The organism is Enterobacter sp. JBIWA008 (assembly GCF_019968765.1).
GTDB lineage: Bacteria > Pseudomonadota > Gammaproteobacteria > Enterobacterales > Enterobacteriaceae > Enterobacter.
In genome coordinates this window covers 1,756,170-1,771,488 of the sequence record NZ_CP074149.1, presented here as the reverse complement: position 1 = coordinate 1,771,488, position 15,319 = coordinate 1,756,170, and the positions used below count along the sequence as shown (strand labels likewise).

Sequence of the window (15,319 nt, the reverse complement as noted above, 5' to 3'; positions counted from 1 at the left end):
CACGGTTGCACAAAGTTGCAACATGGTGGATATTTCACGCTATCTACAGAACGCTATTACAGAACAACAGGAGCTTTGGCATGGGTATGACCACCATGGGGGTTAAGCTGGATGACGCAACCCGCGAACGGATTAAGACCGCAGCAACCCGCATTGACCGCACGCCGCACTGGTTAATCAAGCAGGCTATTTTTAACTATCTCGAAAGACTCGAGAGCGATGAGGGCCTGCCGGAGCTGCCGGCCCTGCTGGCCGGTGCGGCGAACGAAAGCGAGGAAGCGCCTGCCGCTGGCGACGAGAACCATCAGCCGTTCCTTGAATTTGCCGAGCAGATCCTGCCGCAGTCCGTCAGCCGTGCCGCCATTACCGGCGCCTACCGCCGTGCCGAAACCGACGCCGTGCCGATGCTGCTGGAGCAGGCCCGCCTGCCGGAAGCCATTGCCGCACAGGCGCACAGCCTGGCGTATCAGCTAGCCGACAAGCTGCGCAACCAGAAAACCGCTACCGGCCGTGCCGGTATGGTTCAGGGTCTGCTGCAGGAGTTTTCCCTCTCTTCACAGGAAGGCGTAGCGCTGATGTGCCTCGCGGAAGCGCTGCTGCGTATTCCGGATAAAGCCACCCGCGACGCGCTGATCCGCGACAAGATCAGCAACGGCAACTGGCATTCCCACATTGGCCGCAGCCCGTCGCTGTTCGTTAATGCCGCCACCTGGGGCCTGCTGTTTACCGGTAAACTGGTCTCCACCCATAACGAAGCCAACCTCTCCCGCTCCCTGAACCGCATCATCGGGAAGAGCGGCGAGCCGTTGATCCGCAAGGGCGTGGACATGGCGATGCGCCTGATGGGCGAGCAGTTCGTCACCGGGGAAACCATTGCCGAAGCGCTGGCAAACGCCCGCAAGCTGGAAGACAAAGGCTTCCGCTACTCGTACGACATGCTGGGCGAAGCGGCGCTGACCGCCGCCGACGCGCAGGCCTACATGGTCTCTTACCAGCAGGCGATCCACGCTATCGGTAAAGCCTCTAACGGTCGCGGTATTTATGAAGGCCCGGGCATCTCTATTAAGCTTTCCGCCCTGCACCCCCGCTACAGCCGCGCGCAGTACGACCGGGTGATGGAAGAACTCTACCCGCGCCTGAAGTCCCTGACCCTGCTGGCGCGCCAGTATGACATCGGCATTAACATCGACGCCGAAGAGGCCGACCGTCTGGAGATCTCCCTCGATCTGCTGGAAAAACTGTGCTTCGAGCCGGAGCTGGCAGGCTGGAACGGCATCGGTTTCGTTATCCAGGCCTACCAGAAACGCTGCCCGTTCGTCATTGATTACCTGATTGACCTGGCCAGCCGCAGCCGCCGTCGCCTGATGATCCGTCTGGTGAAAGGCGCCTACTGGGACAGCGAAATCAAACGCGCCCAGATGGAAGGGCTGGAAGGCTATCCGGTGTATACCCGCAAGGTATACACCGACGTCTCTTACCTCGCCTGTGCCAAAAAGCTGCTCGGCGTGCCGAACCTGATCTATCCGCAGTTCGCTACCCACAACGCCCACACCCTGGCGGCGATCTACAGCCTGGCCGGGCAGAACTACTATCCGGGCCAGTACGAGTTCCAGTGCCTGCACGGCATGGGTGAACCGCTGTACGAGCAGGTGACCGGGAAAGTGGCGGACGGCAAGCTGAACCGCCCATGCCGTATCTATGCTCCGGTGGGCACTCATGAAACCCTGCTGGCGTACCTGGTGCGTCGTCTGCTGGAAAACGGGGCGAACACCTCCTTCGTTAACCGCATCGCCGACACCACGCTGCCGCTGGACGAGCTGGTAGCCGACCCGGTGCAGGCCGTTGAGAAGATGGCGGCGCAGGAAGGCCAGATTGGCCTGCCGCATCCGAAAATTGCCCTGCCGCGCGAACTCTATGGCGCGGGCCGCGTTAACTCGGCGGGTCTGGATCTCGCCAACGAACACCGCCTGGCGTCCCTCTCCTCTGCCCTGCTCAACAGCGCGCTGCAGAAGTGGCAGGCCAAACCGATTCTGGAGCAGCCGGTTGCTGACGGTGAAATGCAGCCGGTCATTAACCCGGCAGAGCCAAAAGATATCGTCGGCTACGTGCGTGAAGCCACCGAAGCGGAAGTGGATCAGGCCCTGGACAGCGCGGTAAATAACGCCCCAATCTGGTTTGCCACGCCGCCGCAGGAGCGCGCCGCGATTCTGGAGCGCGCGGCGGTGCTGATGGAAGATCAGATGCAGTCGCTCATCGGCATTCTGGTGCGCGAGGCGGGTAAAACCTTCAGCAACGCCATCGCCGAAGTGCGCGAGGCCGTCGACTTCCTGCACTACTACGCCGGTCAGGTGCGCGATGATTTCGATAACGAAACCCACCGTCCGCTGGGTCCGGTCGTCTGTATCAGCCCGTGGAACTTCCCGCTGGCGATCTTCACCGGCCAGATTGCCGCCGCGCTTGCCGCTGGCAACAGCGTGCTGGCAAAACCGGCAGAGCAGACCCCGCTGATTGCCGCGCAGGGCATCAATATTCTTCTGGAAGCCGGCGTGCCGGCAGGCGTGGTTCAGCTGCTGCCGGGCCGCGGTGAAACCGTGGGCGCCAAACTGACCTCCGATAACCGCGTGCGCGGCGTGATGTTTACCGGTTCGACCGAAGTGGCCTCTCTGCTGCAGCGCAACATTGCCACCCGTCTGGATGCGCAGGGTCGTCCTACCCCGCTCATCGCGGAAACCGGCGGCATGAACGCCATGATCGTTGACTCCTCCGCGCTCACCGAGCAGGTGGTGGTCGACGTGCTGGCCTCCGCCTTCGACAGCGCCGGTCAGCGCTGCTCCGCCCTGCGCGTGCTGTGCCTGCAGGATGACGTGGCGGACCACACCCTGAAGATGCTGCGCGGCGCGATGGCCGAATGCCGTATGGGCAACCCGGGCCGTCTCACCACCGACATCGGGCCGGTGATCGACGCGGAAGCCAAAGCCAACATCGAAAACCATATTCAGGCCATGCGCGCAAAAGGCCGTCCGGTGTTCCAGGCGGTGCGCGAGAACAGCGAAGATGCCCGCGAATGGCGGACCGGCACCTTTGTGCCGCCAACGCTGATTGAGCTGGCAAGCTTCGACGAGCTGAAAAAAGAGGTCTTCGGCCCGGTGCTGCACGTGGTGCGTTACAACCGTAACAACCTCAACGAGCTGGTTGAGCAGATCAACGCCTCCGGCTATGGCCTGACGCTCGGCGTGCATACCCGTATCGACGAGACTATCGCGCAGGTGACCGGCAGCGCCAAAGTGGGCAACCTGTACGTCAACCGCAACATGGTTGGCGCGGTCGTGGGCGTACAGCCGTTCGGTGGCGAAGGCCTTTCCGGCACCGGTCCGAAAGCGGGCGGTCCGCTCTACCTTTACCGTCTGCTGGCGAACCGTCCGGAGAACGCCCTGGGCGTCACCCTGGCACGCCAGGATGCGGACTATCCGGTGGATGCGCAGCTTAAAACCGTGCTGACGCAGCCGCTGGAGGCTCTCATCACATGGGCGGAAAAACGTCCTGAACTGCGTGCCGTCGCCCGGCAGTACGGCGAGCTGGCGCAGGCGGGCACCCAGCGTCTGCTGCCGGGGCCAACCGGCGAGCGCAACACCTGGACGCTGATGCCGCGCGAGCGCGTGCTGTGCGTGGCCGATAACGAGCAGGACGCGCTGGTGCAGCTGGCCGCCGCGATGGCAACCGGTTGTGAAGTACTGTGGCCGGAAGATGCGCTGCATCGCGATCTCGCCAAACAGCTGCCGAAGGCGGTCTCGGCCCGCATTCACTTTGCGAAAGCCGATAACCTGCTGACCCAGCCGTTTGATGCGGCGATCTACCACGGTGATTCCGATCAGCTGCGCGAACTGTGCGAGCAGGTTGCGGCCCGCAGCGGGGCGATTGTTTCCGTGCAGGGCTTTGCGCGCGGGGAAACCAACCTGCTGCTGGAGCGTCTGTACGTGGAGCGCTCGCTCAGCGTCAACACCGCGGCGGCAGGCGGTAACGCCAGCCTGATGACAATAGGCTAACGCTGTGCTAATAAGGCTCCGGAGACGGAGCCTTATTTTATTGGGGAGTATATGAAACGATATCTTATCGCCAGTGCGGCACTGCTGCTGAGCGCCAGCGCCCTGGCCGACGAGTGCGACAAAGCGACCACCCAGCTTGAGCTGAATAGCTGTAGCGCGCAGCAGTACCAGGCTGCCGATAAAAAGCTCAACCAGACCTATCAGGCCGCCGTTAAGCGTGCGGCGGCACCCCAGCGCGAGCTGCTGAAAAAGGCGCAGCAGGCCTGGATTGCCCTGCGCGACGCGGACTGTGCGTTTATCGGTTCGGGGACGGAAGGCGGGAGCGTCCAGCCAATGATTGTTAACCAGTGCCTGGCGGAAAAAACCGTGGAGCGCGAAGCGTTTCTGGCCTCGCTGATGCAGTGTGAAGAGGGCGACTTAAGCTGCCCTCTCCCGCCGGGGAACTAGCGCAGGCGGATCCCTTCGATAATCATCCGCTGCACGTTTTCCAGGGTGCTGTGGAAAAACGCCTCGTCCTGGAGCGTTTTACCGGTCACCGCCTCAACCTGGGCCGCAAAGTCAGCGTAATGCTGGGTGGAGGCCCAAATCATAAAGATCAGATGATGCGGGTCGACCGGGGCCAGCTTTCCGCTGGCGACCCATCCGGCAATAATGGCCGACTTATCGTCCACCAGCTGTTTTAAATCTCCGGTTAATTCCGCCTGCAGCAGCGGCGCGCCCTGCAGCATCTCAAGACAAAACAGTCGCGACGCCTGCGGGTAATCGCGCGACACCTCCAGCTTCAGGCGAATATACTCTTTGATCGCCACCAGCGGGGCCAGCTCTGCGCGGAACGCTTTGAGGGGCGCCAGCCAGATATCGAGGATCTGCTGCATCACCGCCACATAGAGCGCCTCTTTCGACGGGTAATAGTAAAGCAGATTGGTTTTGGATACGCCGGACTGCTCCGCCACCTGCTCCAGGCGCGTGCCGTGAATACCAAACTGCGAAAAAGTCTCCAGCGCCGCGCTGAGGATCGCCTGCTTCTTGGCGCTCACCGCCTGCGAACGTTTACCTGGTGTTTTCACTGCGCCTTGTGTCATTCCCGCTCTCCTTATTCTGCGTTGCCCTCAGCATAGCAAAACCCCCGTCTCCCCACGACATCCTGCACTCCGATCGCGCATGAATGCCTGTTTTCTGTGCAATGTTTTTGACCAGTTAGTCCACATTTAGCCGCATCAATCCACCAACTTCTAATTAACACATTAATAACACAGCCATTTTCAAAACTGGCACTGCCTTTGCAAAAACATCGTTACACCTGCGACGTAATGAAGAGAGGTTCGTGATGAAAATTGGCGTATTTGTACCCATCGGCAACAACGGCTGGCTTATCTCGACCACTGCACCGCAATACATGCCGACCTTTGAGCTCAATAAAGCCATCGTGCAGAAAGCGGAACACTACCATTTCGACTTTGCGCTTTCGATGATCAAGCTGCGCGGCTTTGGCGGCAAAACCGAATTCTGGGACCACAACCTGGAGTCCTTTACCCTGATGGCCGGGCTGGCCGCGGTCACCTCGCGGATCCAAATCTACGCCACCGCCGCCACCCTCACCCTGCCCCCGGCAATCGTCGCGCGCATGGCCTCCACCATCGACTCGATCTCCGGCGGGCGCTTTGGCGTCAACCTGGTCACCGGCTGGCAAAAACCGGAGTACGAGCAGATGGGGCTCTGGCCGGGTGACGACTACTTCTCGCGTCGCTACGACTACCTGACCGAATACGTGCAGGTGCTGCGCGACCTGTGGGGGACCGGCAAAAGCGATTTCAAGGGCGATTTTTTCACCATGAACGACTGCCGCGTCAGCCCGCAGCCGTCGGTGCCGATGAAGGTGATTTGCGCCGGACAAAGCGACGCGGGGATGGAATTTTCCGCCAAATACGCCGACTTCAACTTCTGCTTCGGTAAAGGGGTGAATACGCCTGCCGCCTTCGCCCCGACCGCCGCGCGGATGAAAGAGGCCGCCGATAAAACCGGGCGCGACGTGGGCTCCTACGTGCTGTTTATGGTCATTGCCGACGAAACCGACGACGCCGCGCGCGCCAAATGGGAGCGCTATAAGGATGGTGCCGACGAGGAGGCCCTGAACTGGCTGACCGAGCAGAGCCAGAAGGATACCCGCTCCGGGGCAGATACCAACGTTCGCCAGATGGCCGACCCGACCTCTGCGGTCAATATCAACATGGGCACGCTGGTCGGCTCGTACGCCAGCGTCGCCAGAATGCTTGACGAAGTGGCGACCGTGCCCGGCGCGGAAGGCGTCCTGCTGACCTTCGATGATTTCCTCACCGGCGTAGAAACCTTCGGCGAGCGCATCCAGCCGCTGATGCAGTGCCGCGCCCACATCCCTGCCGTCACGAAGGAGGTGGCGTAATGACCACTCTTAACGCACGCCCGGAAGCCATCACCTTTGCGCCACAGCAGAGCGCGCTGATCGTGGTGGACATGCAAAACGCCTACGCAAGCCAGGGCGGCTATCTGGATCTGGCGGGGTTCGACGTCTCCGCCACCCAGCCGGTGATCGCGAACATCAAAACCGCCGTCGCCGCCGCGCGCGCTGCGGGCATGCTCATCATCTGGTTCCAGAACGGCTGGGATGACCAGTACGTCGAGGCCGGCGGCCCCGGCTCGCCCAACTTCCACAAGTCGAACGCCCTGAAAACCATGCGCAAGCGGCCCGAACTGCAGGGCAAACTGCTGGCTAAGGGCGGCTGGGACTATCAGCTGGTAGATGAGCTGGTACCGCAGGCGGGCGATATTGTCCTGCCCAAACCGCGCTACAGCGGCTTTTTCAACACCCCGCTCGACAGCCTGCTGCGCAGCCGGGGCATTCGCCATCTGGTGTTTACCGGGATCGCCACCAACGTCTGCGTGGAGTCGACCCTGCGCGACGGCTTTTTCCTCGAGTATTTTGGCGTGGTGCTGGAAGACGCAACCCATCAGGCCGGGCCGGAATTCGCCCAGAAAGCGGCCCTGTTCAATATCGAAACCTTTTTTGGCTGGGTCAGTAACGTCAATGATTTCTGCGACGCCCTGACTCCCCCGCTCGCCCGTATCGCCTGAGGAGACACCAGATGCCAAAATCCGTGATTATTCCGCCGGGCACCAGCACGCCCATTGCCCCGTTTGTTCCCGGCACCCTCGCCGACGGCGTGGTGTATGTCTCCGGCACGCTGCCGTTTGATAAAGACAACAACGTGGTGTTTATCAACGACCCAAAGGCGCAAACCCGCCACGTGCTGGAGACGATCAAAACCGTGATCGAAACGGCGGGTGGCACGATGGAGGATGTGACCTTCAACAGCATCTTTATCACCGACTGGAAAAACTACGCCGCGATTAACGAGATTTACGCCGAGTTCTTCCCAGGCGATAAACCGGCTCGGTTCTGCATTCAGTGCGGGCTGGTGAAGCCAGAGGCGCTGGTTGAGATCGCCACCGTTGCGCACATCGCGAAGTGAGGCAGGAATGAAACTTTCCGTCTCGCCGCCCCCGTCCGAGGGTGCACCCGTGGTGGTCTTTATTTCCGGTCTCGGCGGCAGCGGCAGCTACTGGCTGCCCCAGCTGGCCGCGCTGGAGCCGGAGTATCAGGTGGTGTGCTATGACCAGCGGGGAACGGGCAATAACCCCGCCACCCTGCCGGAAGGGTACAGCCTTGCGCAGATGGCGGACGAACTGGCCCAGGCGCTGGCTGATGCCGGGATTGCCCGCTACAGCGTCGTGGGTCACGCGCTGGGGGCGCTGGTCGGCCTGCAGCTGGCCCTCGACAGGCCCGACGCCCTCACCGCGCTGGTGTGCGTCAACGGCTGGTTGACCCTCAACGCCCACACCCGCCGCTGCTTTCAGATCCGCGAGCGCCTGCTGCATTACGGCGGCGCACAGGCATGGGTTGAGGCGCAGCCGCTGTTTCTCTATCCGGCGGACTGGATGGCCGCCCGCGCCCCCCGCCTGGAGGCCGAAGAAGCGCTGGCGCTGGCCCATTTTCAGGGGAAAGCCAACCTGCTGCACAGGCTCAGCGCCCTGAAAAAGGCCGACTTCAGCCGCCATGCGGCGCGCATTCGCTGCCCGGTACAGATCATCTGTTCCGCCGACGACATGCTGGTGCCCGCGGTCTGCTCGTCCGAGCTGCAGGCGGCAATCCCGCACAGCCACAGCGTGGTGATGCGCCAGGGCGGGCATGCCTGCAACGTCACCGAGCCGGATACCTTTAACACTCTGCTGCTGAACGGGCTTGCCAGCCTGCTGCACAGCACGGAACCCGCTTTATAAGGAGCTTTAATGAACGAAGCCATTACGCCCGCCGCGCTGGAAACGCTGTTCACCGGCGCCCGCACCCATAACGGCTGGCAGGATATTGCCGTCAGCGACGAGACGCTGCGCGAAATCTACGACCTGATGAAATGGGGGCCCACGTCCGCCAACTGCTCCCCGGCGCGGATTGTGTTTGTGCGAAGCGCAGAGGGAAAAGAGAAGCTGCGCCCGGCGCTCTCCAGCGGCAACCTGGAGAAAACGCTTACCGCTCCGGTCACGGCGATTGTCGCCTGGGACGGTGAATTTTACGAGCGCCTGCCTGAACTGTTCCCGCACGGCGATGCCAGAAGCTGGTTTACCGCAAGCCCCGCGCTGGCGGAAGAGACCGCCTTTCGCAACAGCTCAATGCAGGCTGCATACCTCATTTTTGCCTGTCGCGCCCTGGGGCTCGACACCGGCCCGATGTCGGGGTTCGACCGCCAAAAGGTCGACGAGGCCTTTTTCACCGGCACGACGCTCAAAAGCAATCTGCTGATCAACATTGGCTACGGCGACCCGGGCAAACTTTACGGGCGCCTGCCGCGTCTGAACTTCGACGATGCCTGCGGGCTGGCGTAAGGAGCGATCGTGACGACACCGGATAAACAAACCTTTCGCGACGCCATGGCCTGCGTTGGCGCGGCGGTCAACATCATCACCACCGACGGCCCGGCGGGGATGGCGGGCTTCACCGCCAGCGCGGTGTGCAGCGTCACCGATTCACCGCCCACCCTGCTGGTGTGCCTGAACCGCGGCGCGTCCGTCTGGCCAACGTTTAGCGAAAACCGAACGCTGTGCGTGAATACCCTGAGCGCCGGACAGGAGCCTTTATCTAACCTGTTTGGCGGGAAAACGCCGATGAAGGAACGCTTCGCCGCCGCACGCTGGCAGACGGGCGACACGGGCTGCCCGCGCCTGGAGGATGCGCTGGCCTCGTTTGACTGCCGCATCAGTCAGGTGGTGAGCGTCGGCACCCACGACATTCTGTTTTGCGACATTGTTTCGATTATCCGCCACCCCGCGCCGCAAGGGCTGGTGTGGTTTGACCGCGGCTACCACGCGCTTATGCGACCCGCCTGTTAACCCGCCTTAAGGAGACAGACCATGTTCGGATTTCCCCACTGGCAGTTGAAATCGACCTCCACAGACGCAGGCGTGGTCGCGCCGGATGAACGCCTCCCGCTCGGGCAGACGATGGTGATGGGCGTCCAGCACGCGGTTGCCATGTTTGGCGCGACGGTGCTGATGCCGATGCTGATGGGACTCGATCCCAACCTCTCTATTCTGATGTCGGGTATCGGCACGCTGTTGTTCTTTTTCGTCACCGGCGGGCGCGTGCCCAGCTATCTGGGATCCAGCGCCGCCTTTGTGGGCGTGGTCATCGCCACCACCGGGTTTAACGGCCAGGGAATCAACCCCAACCTGAGCGTGGCCCTCGGCGGCATCATCGCCTGCGGTCTGGTGTACACCCTGATTGGTCTGGTGGTGATGAAAATCGGCACGCGCTGGATCGAGCGAATGATGCCCCCCGTCGTGACGGGCGCGGTGGTGATGGCGATAGGCCTGAACCTCGCCCCGATTGCGGTCAGGAGCGTCTCCGCCTCGCCGTTTGAAAGCTGGATGGCGGTGATCACCGTGCTGTGCATCGGCCTGGTGGCGGTGTTCACGCGGGGGATGATCCAGCGTCTGCTGATTCTGGTCGGGCTGATTGTCGCCTGTCTGGTCTACGCCCTGCTGGCGAACGTTTTTGGCCTCGGCAAGCCGGTTGATTTTACGCTGCTTCATCAGGCCGCCTGGTTCGGCCTGCCGAAGGTAACCTCGCCCACCTTTAACACCCAGGCGATGATGCTTATCGCACCGGTGGCGGTGATCCTGGTGGCGGAAAACTTAGGTCACCTGAAAGCGGTCGCGGGGATGACCGGGCGCAGCATGGATCCATACATGGGCCGCGCGTTCGTCGGTGACGGGCTGGCAACCATGCTTTCGGGCTCTGTCGGCGGCAGCGGCGTCACCACCTATGCCGAGAATATCGGCGTGATGGCGGTGACCAAAGTCTACTCAACGCTGGTCTTCGTCGCAGCGGCGGTGATGGCGATGCTGCTCGGCTTCTCGCCGAAATTCGGCGCGCTGATCCACACGATTCCATCACCGGTCATCGGCGGGGCATCTATTGTGGTGTTTGGGCTGATCGCCGTGGCCGGCGCGCGTATATGGGTGCAGCATCGGGTCGATCTTAGCCAGAACGGCAACCTGATTATGGTGGCGGTCACGCTGGTGCTGGGCGCGGGCGATTTTGCCCTGACGCTGGGCGGATTTACGATCGGCGGGATTGGCACGGCGACCTTCGGGGCGATCCTGCTTAACGCCCTGCTGAGCCGCCGGATGGCTGCCGCAACGCAGGGCGCCGTGGTGCATCAGGATTCGTGATTTAACGTCGCGCTGTCATTTTCCGACAGCGCGTTTTTCTTCCGCTTGAGCTTCAGCTCGCTCACCAGCACCCCGGCGACGATAAATGCCGCGCCCACCAGGGCCAGCAGCGGCAGACGTTCACCTGCAATGCGTCCAAAAATCCCCGCCCAGACCGGTTCTCCGGTATAAATCACCGTGGCGCGGGTTGGCGATACGCTGCGCTGCGCCCAGTTCATGGTGACCTGGATAATGGCGCTGAAGATACCCAGCCCCAGCGCCACCACCACCAGGCCGGTGGACATCGGCGGCACGGACTCCCCTGCCGGAACCATCGTCGCAAACGCCACCAGCGACGCCGTGGCGAGCTGCACTACCGTCACCCGCTTAACGTCGACCTTGCCCGCCCAGGCGCTAATCAGAATAATTTCTGCCGCAATGGCAATCGCCCCAATCAGGGTGATAATTTCGCCCGGCCCCAGCGCCAGCAGGTTGTTTTCCGGCCCGGCCAGTAAGATCAGGCCGATAAACGCCAGCACGATGCCAATACAGGACATCAACCCCGGCAGCCGCCCCAGGCACAGCCACTGCAGCAGCGGCACCAGCGGCACATACATGGCGGTGATAAACGCGGATTTGCTGCTGGAGATGGTCTGCAATCCCCACGTCTGCAGGCTGTAGCCCATCGCTATCGCCACCCCAATCGCCACGCCGGCCTTAAGCTCTTTCAGCGTCAGCCCCCGCAGCGTTTTAAGCGAAATCAGCCCCACGGCAAGCGCCGCCGTCGCGAAGCGCAGGCCAACAAAAAAGAACGGATCGCTGAGGGTTACCGCGTACTGAACGGCCAGGAACGTCCCGCCCCAGAACATGGTGATGAGAATGAGGATGGCTTCCTGCGGTTTAACGGAGAATTTGAAGCGTGAGACAGACATGGGGCACTCGCAGCTAAGATCAATTCACTAGTGTGCGTTGCCTTTGGTTACAGTTCAATGTTGCAGAAATAAAAAAACCGCCGGGAGATCCCGGCGGCAGGGGTTCAACCCGGCGGGTTACTTACTGCTGCTGCCGTGGCTGTTTTTGCCCCCTTTCTTGCCAGCTTCAGATGCGCGTTGCGGGTCATTCTTGAAGTTGCCCCCGCTGTGCTGCCCACCTTTACGGCCTGCTTCTGATGCTCTTTCACGGTCTTCTGCGAAATTACCAGAACCACCACGATGGTTTGCCATCTCTAACCTCCAGAATGTGAAACATTAGACATCATATTGCATTCAGTAAAAGAGGATTCTTTCACCTCGCAACACAAGGACAGTGCATTTATCCGTGCCGCGTGAAACTAAGCTTAGTGGAATGGCGCTATCCGGCAAGCCGCAGGTAATATTCTGCAACATGAACTCAGCCTTTCGGGTGAGATGACGCGACGGGGATGCATAAGCCTTTCTTATCATTTCAAAAATCCACCGCCTAAAAGTTGTTTCATTTTGCTACAACGCCTTCTTGTCATCATATTGTTATAAATCAAAGAAATGCCGTTCATTTTTGCAGTCTGGCCGTGATGACATATCTTTAAAAGAACGCAGCGATCCGCTGTCAGAAAAACCAACGAGGAGTGATGCAAAATGGCAAAAGTTCTGGTGCTCTATTATTCCATGTATGGACACATCGAAACCATGGCTCACGCGGTAGCAGAAGGTGCAAACAGGGTTGATGGCGTTGAGGTTGTGGTGAAACGCGTACCGGAAACCATGAATGCCGAGGCGTTTTTAAAAGCGGGCGGTAAAACGCAAAACGCGCCTCAGGCTACCCCACAGGAGCTGGCTGACTATGATGCCATCATCTTCGGCACCCCGACCCGCTTCGGCAATATGTCGGGCCAGATGCGTACCTTCCTCGATCAAACCGGCGGGCTTTGGGCATCCGGGGCGCTCTACGGTAAACTCGCCAGCGTATTCAGCTCTACCGGCACCGGCGGCGGTCAGGAGCAGACGATTACCTCAACCTGGACTACCCTTGCTCATCACGGGATGGTGATTGTGCCGATTGGCTACGGCGCGCAGGAGCTGTTTGACGTTTCCCAGGTGCGTGGCGGCACGCCGTACGGCGCAACCACCATTGCCGGTGGGGATGGCTCACGTCAGCCAAGCAATGAAGAACTGGCTATCGCCCGCTATCAGGGTGAATACGTCGCGGGTCTGGCCAAAAAACTGAACGGCTAACACCCAACAGGAGGACAAGCATGCCAACTCAAGAATCCAAAGCTCACCACGTGGGCGAATGGGCAAGTTTACGCAACACCTCTCCGGAGATTGCCGAAGCTATCTTTGAAGTCGCGAAATACGATGAAAAGCTGGCCGAGCAGATTTGGGAGGAAGGTAACGATGAGGTGCTGGTGCGCGCCTTCGAAAAAACGGATAAAGACTCGCTCTTCTGGGGCGAGCAAACCATCGAACGTAAAAACGTCTAGGCGTTTCCCCCCGCCATGCGGGCAGTCTCTAATACACACATCCTCCGGCGCCATTGCCGGAGGATTTTTTGAATCCTTCCTATGTTTGGTATTCCCTTGCTTCTTATGTTTTGATGTAGATGGGCTGCCAAACAGATGAAAATTATACTATCCCTCATCGAGTCATCAACTTCGGCAACAGATACAGATGATCCTTCCAAAAGCCAAAATCCGATCCTTCCTGCCCGTGGCCGTACATGACATGCCCCTCATTCCGGGATGACGAATACACTCCGTCATCTCAAGCTTAAGCAGCGACCAGCAGGCTCGGTGTTTTTTGCCGTATTTATGGCATCTGCCGCCTTTTCCGGGTTTGGATACATTATGTGCTACCGTTAACAATGGCGGCCCACTGTCCGGCATAAGATTTCGCCGTCCGCAGCCACAGATAGCCGTAACCCGGCTTTCGACAGGCCCCCCGAAGCGTGCCGTGAATTTCCTGACACGGGATATCCGCCGGGCGGAAACAGTAACGTTCAGTATATGGCAGGCCCCAGACCGACACGTGCAGGCGGGAATCACGGGCACCCCGGTAGGTCACCAGCGTGAGGACAACACCCTCTTTCAGGGCCGTAATAACGTCGCCCTGCGGCTCCAGCACCTGCCCGGGCGTGAGATGTGAAGCGTTGCTGAACAGGTGAATGCGGGCCGACCTGTTGAGCTCCCGCTCGTGGTGGAGGTCCGGTAGTTGCAATCCCGTATGGTGACGGTCCCTGTGGCGATGTTGTGCCAGGTCCGCACGTCCCTCAAACCGGTAGTGAAGCTGGCTGTCGGCATAAATGTACGTATCAAGATCGCGCACGTCGTCCATCTCCGTGCGCCAGTAAATCCCCACCTCAGACAGAATACGCTGGATGAATTGCAGATCCGCCTCCTGCCACTGAGTGATAATTTCACGTGGTGGGTAGGATTAAAGCTCCGTCATCAGAGGTAGCAGCCCAAGATCCAGAAGCCTTATTTCGATGTCATTAGATTTGCCAATGTGATCTTTGTTGTTTCCATCGAATATTTCTTCGGTTGAAACAACAATAGTTCCCTTTTGCTTCTCACTATCGAAAATCGGTACTATTTTTGCGGCTTCTGGGATTAATTCTGGTAATATTATTTCAGGTATGTAAATCATCCACCCCACGCAAATTCGATCAGGAAAAACATTGCGTTCATTATTCCAATAGCCATTCGTATTTATGGGCGCATATATTCGCCCCTTATCACAAACTAGAGATGTTAATAAAGAAACAACTCTGTCTATACTTATGTCTGTTTCATTGCAGGTAATGCTAACATCCAAATTTGTTTTTTTGATGTTTTCAATATGTTTTTTTATATAGTTAATTGAGCATATTTTGCTGTCAACTTCTCCATCCCAGACACCTTCTACAATCAGCGGATGATTTCTTTTTACTTGACTGCGCCATCTTTCAATGACATGCTGCTCCGCTTTTTTTTGATTAAACACTATATGATCAAGTGCTTGCTTCCTTGAATATCCTTTCTCATACCACTTCTTCTTTTTTCCTAACAACCCATCAATCAACTCGGAAATATAAAAAAGCTCATCAAGACATAACTCAACGCTAGGAGTCTGAGTATCTTCATAGTAAGCATTGGCTGATATTCTTATCATGGCACCCACCTTGTGATTATATCCTTAAAGTCTTTAAACATTTTTGAAAAATACCGATAACTCACTGGTTGCATAAATATCCACACAACTTTTAAAGGTTGATTAACTGTCGCAACAGCCTGATGTCTCCCAGCTTGACTCAAGCCACTTTTGTAGCCCTTCCACCAGCCTTTAGGATCACCAAAAGCATCAAAAAACTGATCATATCTCGCTTTAGCTTCCCAGAATTGACACAACTTGTCTTTCCAGCCGTCAAACGATACGCCACAATACTTAAATTCCTGTATCTGCTTTGTTTCCGGATTATAGAACTACCGCAGATTCGCGTCTGGTAGCTGATTGTTACCATGCTCCAGCGCGAACAGCGTCTCACCATCGGCATCACCTTCCCCTCCGGCGGGCAGTTCTCAC

At 58.9% G+C, this 15,319-nt stretch carries 16 protein-coding genes and 1 pseudogene; 11 read left to right on the top strand and 6 right to left on the bottom strand.

Features of this window, described 5'->3' with window-relative positions:
• The first annotated feature begins 80 nt into the window (after positions 1–80).
• Complete coding sequence (putA, locus tag KGP24_RS08520; protein WP_223563013.1) at positions 81–4,043, top strand: trifunctional transcriptional regulator/proline dehydrogenase/L-glutamate gamma-semialdehyde dehydrogenase; 3,963 nt, start codon at positions 81–83, stop codon at positions 4,041–4,043.
• 51 nt (positions 4,044–4,094) lie between these two features.
• Entirely contained in the window at positions 4,095–4,490 is a 396-nt protein-coding gene (locus KGP24_RS08515) for a lysozyme inhibitor LprI family protein (RefSeq protein ID WP_223563012.1), read from the top strand.
• Here KGP24_RS08515 and rutR read toward each other — a convergent pair.
• On the bottom strand, positions 4,487–5,125 hold the full coding sequence (gene rutR / locus KGP24_RS08510) for an HTH-type transcriptional regulator RutR (RefSeq protein WP_023311087.1): 639 nt from the start codon (positions 5,123–5,125) through the stop codon (positions 4,487–4,489). The two genes, KGP24_RS08515 and rutR, sit on opposite strands and share 4 nt — an antisense overlap.
• Positions 5,126–5,370: 245 nt before the next feature.
• Between rutR and rutA the strand changes: the two genes are divergently transcribed.
• From rutA to rutG, 7 genes are read left to right on the top strand one after another with little or no spacing between them, the layout of a single operon-like run.
• Complete coding sequence (gene rutA / locus KGP24_RS08505; protein WP_223563011.1) at positions 5,371–6,462, top strand: pyrimidine utilization protein A; 1,092 nt, start codon at positions 5,371–5,373, stop codon at positions 6,460–6,462.
• Positions 6,462–7,151 carry a pyrimidine utilization protein B gene (gene rutB, locus KGP24_RS08500; RefSeq protein ID WP_223563010.1) on the top strand — a complete coding sequence of 230 codons (690 nt, stop codon included), beginning with the start codon at positions 6,462–6,464 and terminating at the stop codon, positions 7,149–7,151. Before rutA ends, rutB begins: the two co-directional genes overlap by 1 nt.
• 11 nt (positions 7,152–7,162) lie before the next feature.
• Positions 7,163–7,549 carry a pyrimidine utilization protein C gene (gene rutC / locus KGP24_RS08495; RefSeq protein ID WP_010429508.1) on the top strand — a complete coding sequence of 129 codons (387 nt, stop codon included), beginning with the start codon at positions 7,163–7,165 and terminating at the stop codon, positions 7,547–7,549.
• A gap of 7 nt (positions 7,550–7,556) precedes the next feature.
• Positions 7,557–8,357 carry a pyrimidine utilization protein D gene (gene rutD, locus KGP24_RS08490; protein ID WP_223563009.1) on the top strand — a complete coding sequence of 267 codons (801 nt, stop codon included), beginning with the start codon at positions 7,557–7,559 and terminating at the stop codon, positions 8,355–8,357.
• Positions 8,358–8,366: 9 nt separating this feature from the next.
• Positions 8,367–8,957, top strand: a complete 591-nt coding sequence (locus tag KGP24_RS08485) for a malonic semialdehyde reductase (RefSeq protein ID WP_223563008.1) — start codon at positions 8,367–8,369, stop codon at positions 8,955–8,957.
• Positions 8,958–8,966: 9 nt separating this feature from the next.
• Positions 8,967–9,461: an NADH-dependent FMN reductase RutF gene (gene rutF / locus KGP24_RS08480; RefSeq protein ID WP_072049966.1), complete on the top strand. Its 495-nt coding sequence runs from the start codon at positions 8,967–8,969 to the stop codon at positions 9,459–9,461.
• A gap of 21 nt (positions 9,462–9,482) precedes the next feature.
• Positions 9,483–10,805, top strand: a complete 1,323-nt coding sequence (gene rutG, locus KGP24_RS08475) for a pyrimidine utilization transport protein G (RefSeq protein ID WP_223563007.1) — start codon at positions 9,483–9,485, stop codon at positions 10,803–10,805.
• Here rutG and KGP24_RS08470 read toward each other — a convergent pair.
• Together KGP24_RS08470 and KGP24_RS08465 are read right to left on the bottom strand one after the other, a co-directional pair.
• Positions 10,793–11,716 carry a DMT family transporter gene (locus tag KGP24_RS08470; RefSeq protein ID WP_223563006.1) on the bottom strand — a complete coding sequence of 308 codons (924 nt, stop codon included), beginning with the start codon at positions 11,714–11,716 and terminating at the stop codon, positions 10,793–10,795. The two genes, rutG and KGP24_RS08470, sit on opposite strands and share 13 nt — an antisense overlap.
• Positions 11,717–11,833: 117 nt before the next feature.
• Positions 11,834–12,007, bottom strand: a complete 174-nt coding sequence (locus KGP24_RS08465) for a general stress protein (protein ID WP_024909630.1) — start codon at positions 12,005–12,007, stop codon at positions 11,834–11,836.
• Between the two features lie 390 nt (positions 12,008–12,397).
• On the opposite strand from KGP24_RS08465, the gene wrbA reads away from it, so the two are divergent.
• The gene (gene wrbA, locus KGP24_RS08460; protein ID WP_023335210.1) at positions 12,398–12,994 is read left to right on the top strand and encodes an NAD(P)H:quinone oxidoreductase; all 597 of its coding nucleotides are present in this window, start codon (positions 12,398–12,400) and stop codon (positions 12,992–12,994) included.
• A gap of 20 nt (positions 12,995–13,014) precedes the next feature.
• Positions 13,015–13,242: a YccJ family protein gene (locus KGP24_RS08455; protein ID WP_008499832.1), complete on the top strand. Its 228-nt coding sequence runs from the start codon at positions 13,015–13,017 to the stop codon at positions 13,240–13,242.
• 367 nt (positions 13,243–13,609) lie between these two features.
• On the opposite strand, the pseudogene KGP24_RS08450 reads toward KGP24_RS08455, so the two are convergent.
• From KGP24_RS08450 to KGP24_RS08440, 3 genes and pseudogenes are all read right to left on the bottom strand, one after another.
• Positions 13,610–14,191, bottom strand: a pseudogene (locus KGP24_RS08450) (contractile injection system protein, VgrG/Pvc8 family); the annotation flags it as partial.
• Positions 14,192–14,908 (bottom strand): Imm52 family immunity protein, encoded by a 717-nt coding sequence (locus KGP24_RS08445; RefSeq protein WP_223563005.1) that lies wholly within the window; start codon positions 14,906–14,908, stop codon positions 14,192–14,194.
• On the bottom strand, positions 14,905–15,195 hold the full coding sequence (locus KGP24_RS08440; protein WP_223563467.1) for a Tox-REase-5 domain-containing protein: 291 nt from the start codon (positions 15,193–15,195) through the stop codon (positions 14,905–14,907). Before KGP24_RS08440 ends, KGP24_RS08445 begins: the two co-directional genes overlap by 4 nt.
• Between the last annotated feature and the right edge of the window lie 124 nt (positions 15,196–15,319).

Coding starts and splice junctions, on each gene's coding strand:
- putA (WP_223563013.1), top strand. CDS start 81: ATGGGTATGACCACCATGGGGGTTAAGCTGGATGACGCAACCCGCGAA.
- KGP24_RS08515 (WP_223563012.1), top strand. CDS start 4,095: ATGAAACGATATCTTATCGCCAGTGCGGCACTGCTGCTGAGCGCCAGC.
- rutR (WP_023311087.1), bottom strand. CDS start 5,125: ATGACACAAGGCGCAGTGAAAACACCAGGTAAACGTTCGCAGGCGGTG.
- rutA (WP_223563011.1), top strand. CDS start 5,371: ATGAAAATTGGCGTATTTGTACCCATCGGCAACAACGGCTGGCTTATC.
- rutB (WP_223563010.1), top strand. CDS start 6,462: ATGACCACTCTTAACGCACGCCCGGAAGCCATCACCTTTGCGCCACAG.
- rutC (WP_010429508.1), top strand. CDS start 7,163: ATGCCAAAATCCGTGATTATTCCGCCGGGCACCAGCACGCCCATTGCC.
- rutD (WP_223563009.1), top strand. CDS start 7,557: ATGAAACTTTCCGTCTCGCCGCCCCCGTCCGAGGGTGCACCCGTGGTG.
- KGP24_RS08485 (WP_223563008.1), top strand. CDS start 8,367: ATGAACGAAGCCATTACGCCCGCCGCGCTGGAAACGCTGTTCACCGGC.
- rutG (WP_223563007.1), top strand. CDS start 9,483: ATGTTCGGATTTCCCCACTGGCAGTTGAAATCGACCTCCACAGACGCA.
- KGP24_RS08470 (WP_223563006.1), bottom strand. CDS start 11,716: ATGTCTGTCTCACGCTTCAAATTCTCCGTTAAACCGCAGGAAGCCATC.
- KGP24_RS08465 (WP_024909630.1), bottom strand. CDS start 12,007: ATGGCAAACCATCGTGGTGGTTCTGGTAATTTCGCAGAAGACCGTGAA.
- wrbA (WP_023335210.1), top strand. CDS start 12,398: ATGGCAAAAGTTCTGGTGCTCTATTATTCCATGTATGGACACATCGAA.
- KGP24_RS08455 (WP_008499832.1), top strand. CDS start 13,015: ATGCCAACTCAAGAATCCAAAGCTCACCACGTGGGCGAATGGGCAAGT.
- KGP24_RS08445 (WP_223563005.1), bottom strand. CDS start 14,908: ATGATAAGAATATCAGCCAATGCTTACTATGAAGATACTCAGACTCCT.